This window comes from Streptomyces turgidiscabies Car8 (genome assembly GCF_000331005.1).
In the GTDB taxonomy this organism is placed as follows: Bacteria; Actinomycetota; Actinomycetes; order Streptomycetales; family Streptomycetaceae; genus Streptomyces; species Streptomyces turgidiscabies.
Genome location: NZ_AEJB01000519.1, coordinates 1 through 3591 on the forward strand (window position 1 = coordinate 1; position 3591 = coordinate 3591).

Here is a 3591-nt window from a genome sequence, read left to right on the forward strand (position 1 = left end):
GGTCCGCGCACGAGGCCGCGTATGGGCCGCATACAGGGCCGCGTACGACCATGACTACGCTTCGTCGTCCTCAGGCTTCTCCGCGTCATCAGCGTCCTCGGCGTCCGGCTCCAGGCCGAGCTGCTCGACGAGCCACTTGTCGAACTCGATCGCGGCCCGCACCCAGCTCACGGTCGACGACACGAAGTGCTCCAGGCTGACGCCCGTACCGATCAGCATCTGCGCCTCGCCGATCAGGCGGACGGTGCCGTCGTCGTGCGTGTGGCTGTACACCTTCGGCCACAGGGTCCGGCGGTTCCAGTCGTCGATCGACTCGAGAAGCGCGGGCTTCTCCTCGATCGGGTGGGGCCGGTCGTAGAACGTCCGCACCGAGAAGACCTGCTGGTCACCCTCGCCGCGGAACATGAAGTACGTACGGAACTGCTCCCACGGCGCGGCGAGGTCACCCTCGTCGTCGATGACGTACTTCAGCTCCATCTGCTCGAGGAGCTGCTTCACCAGGTCCTGATCCGGAACGACAGGGCCCGCCGGTCCACCGGACTGCGGCTCGGGCTGGCCCCCGAAGTTGGGAATCGAGGACGGGTCGATGGTCATTACGTGAACACTCCTGCTGTCGTCTGGCTCGTCCGGCCATCGCTGAGACCAGACCTACACACCCCACCCTCTCTTGCTTCGCCCCCGACCGGCAACAGCCGCCATGGGTCGTCGGCCCGGAGCGTCCGAAATCAGTCCGGCTACAGCGTCTTGCCGCTCGCCGGGCCCACGATCAGACCCTCCCCGAACGCGTCCACGCGGACCGTGTCGCCGTCCTTGACCTCGCCCGCCAGGATCTCCTTGGCGAGGCGGTCGCCGATCGCCGTCTGGATGAGGCGGCGGAGGGGCCGAGCGCCGTACGCCGGGTCGTTGCCCTCGTCGGCGAGCCAGGCCAGGGCGGCCGGGGTGACGTCGAGGGTGAGGCGCCGGTCGGCCAGGCGCTTGGCGAGGCGGTCGATCTGGAGGCCCGCGATGCGCTCCAGTTCCTGTCCGTTCAGGGCGGAGAAGACGACCATGTCGTCCAGACGGTTCAGGAACTCCGGCTTGAAGGAGGCCCGCACCACTTCCAGCACCTGCTGCTTCTTCTCCTCCTCCGACGTCGTCGGCTCCACCAGGAACTGGCTGCCCAGGTTCGACGTCAGGACCAGGATCGCGTTGCGGAAGTCGACGGTGCGGCCCTGGCCGTCCGTGAGGCGGCCGTCGTCGAGGACCTGGAGGAGGACGTCGAAGACCTCCGGGTGGGCCTTCTCGACCTCGTCCAGGAGCACCACGCTGTACGGGCGGCGCCGTACCGCTTCGGTGAGCTGGCCGCCCTCCTCGTAGCCGACGTAGCCGGGCGGGGCTCCGACGAGGCGGGCGACGCTGTGCTTCTCGCCGTACTCCGACATGTCGATGCGGACCATGGCCCGCTCGTCGTCGAAGAGGAAGTCGGCCAGCGCCTTCGCCAGCTCCGTCTTGCCGACACCCGTCGGGCCCAGGAAGAGGAAGGAGCCGGTCGGACGGTCGGGGTCCGCGATACCGGCCCTGGTCCGCCGTACGGCGTCCGAGACGGCCTGGACGGCCTCCGACTGGCCGATGAGCCGGCGGCCCAACTCCTCCTCCATACGCAGGAGTTTCTGGGTCTCGCCCTCCAGGAGACGGCCGGCCGGAATGCCGGTCCAGGCGCCGACCACGTCCGCGATGTCGTCGGGGCCGACCTCCTCCTTGACCATGGTGTCCCTGGAGGCCTCCTCCTCGGCTTCGGAGGCTTCCTCCAAGTCCCTTTCCAGGGTGGGGATCTCGCCGTAGAGGAGCTTGGAGGCGGAGTCGAAGTCGCCGTCGCGCTGGGCCCGTTCGGCCTGGCCGCGCAGTTCGTCGAGCTTCTCCTTCAGCTCGCCGACCCGGTTGAGGGACTGCTTCTCCTTCTCCCAACGGGCCGTCAGGCCGCGCAACTCCTCCTCCTTGTCGGCGAGATCACGGCGCAGCCGCTCCAGGCGCTCGCGCGAGGCCGGGTCGGTCTCCCTCTCCAGCGCGAGTTCCTCCATCTTCAACCGGTCGACGGCACGCTGCAGTTCGTCGATTTCGAGGGGGGAGCTGTCGATCTCCATCCGGAGCCTCGACGCCGCCTCGTCGACCAGGTCGATCGCCTTGTCGGGGAGGAAACGGGAGGTGATGTAGCGGTCGGAGAGTGTCGCCGCCGCGACCAGCGCGCTGTCGGCGATGACGACCTTGTGGTGGGCCTCGTACCGGCCCTTGAGGCCGCGCAGGATCGCGATGGTGTCCTCGACGCTCGGCTCCGCGACCAGGACCTGCTGGAAGCGGCGCTCCAGCGCCGGGTCCTTCTCGATGCGCTCGCGGTACTCGTCGAGGGTCGTCGCGCCGACCATGCGCAGCTCACCGCGGGCCAGCATCGGCTTCAGCATGTTGCCGGCGTCCATCGCGGAGTCGCCGCCGGCGCCCGCTCCGACGACCGTGTGGAGTTCGTCGATGAAGGTGATGATCTGGCCGTCGGAGTTCTTGATCTCCGCCAACACCGTCTTCAGGCGCTCCTCGAACTCACCCCGGTACTTCGCCCCGGCGACCATCGCGCCGAGGTCCAGGGAGACGAGGCGCTTGTTCTTCAGGGACTCCGGTACGTCACCCTTCACGATGCGCTGGGCGAGGCCCTCGACGACGGCCGTCTTGCCGACGCCGGGCTCACCGATGAGGACCGGGTTGTTCTTCGTACGGCGCGACAGCACCTGCACGACCCGGCGGATCTCCTGGTCACGGCCGATGACCGGGTCGAGCTTGCCCTCCCGGGCGGCGGCCGTGAAGTCCGTACCGAACTTCTCCAGGGCCTTGTACTGACCCTCGGGGTCGGCTGTGGTCACGCGACGCCCTCCCCTGCTCTTCTGGAACGCGTCCAGCAGCTTTTTCGCACCGGCGCCCTGCTCGGAGAGTACGTCCCCGGCGGGGCCGCCCTTCGCGGCGATGCCGATGAGGAGATGCTCGGTGGAGAGGTACTCGTCGCCGAGCTCCTTCGCCCGTTCGGCCGCATCGGCGATGACCGAAAGAAGTTCCCTGTTCGGCTGCGGGGGCGCGACGGTCGACCCGGTCACGCTGGGCAGGCTCGCGAGGACACGCTCGGCACCCGAGCGTACGGCCGCCTGGTCGGCGTCGGCCGCCACCAGCAGGTCGGTCACGTTCTCGTTGTCCTCGCCGCTCAGCAGCGCCAGCAGCAGGTGCGCGGGGGTCAGGTCCGGGTGCCCCCCGGACACGGCCCTGCTGGTGGCCGCGTTGATCGCGTCCCGGCTCCTGTTGGTCAGCTCGGCGTCCACGGTCGCTGTCTCCCTTCCAGATGGTGACTGACACAGCAAGCGTACGTAAAGTTGAGTCTATTCCACTCAAGGTGGGAACGGGGCGGCCGAGACGACCCAGAACGGCCGGGCACACCAAAAAAACCGCCCGTCCTCAATGGCGGACGGGCGGCGAACACAGCGAGTGACACGGAAAAGTTACGGCTACTTCCAGCCAAGCAGACGGGGCTGGAGTGGTTGCCACCCCCACCTCAACGGCACCCAGATCCCGATATTTCCC

General features: G+C 68.3%; 2 protein-coding genes. Both read right to left on the reverse strand.

Translation table 11 applies throughout. The annotated features are described in order from the left end of the window. Positions 1–54: 54 nt before the first annotated feature. A complete protein-coding gene (locus STRTUCAR8_RS37960) occupies positions 55–594 on the reverse strand; it encodes a YbjN domain-containing protein (protein WP_006381639.1) in 540 nt (179 codons plus the stop codon). Positions 595–734: 140 nt separating this feature from the next. Beyond that, a complete protein-coding gene (gene clpB / locus STRTUCAR8_RS37965; protein WP_006381638.1) occupies positions 735–3332 on the reverse strand; it encodes an ATP-dependent chaperone ClpB in 2598 nt (865 codons plus the stop codon). Positions 3333–3591: the final 259 nt, after the last annotated feature.

What these genes read in the sequence shown, in the direction of transcription:
- STRTUCAR8_RS37960 (WP_006381639.1), bottom strand. Translation starts at nt 594, where the DNA reads ATGACCATCGACCCGTCCTCGATTCCCAACTTCGGGGGCCAGCCCGAG.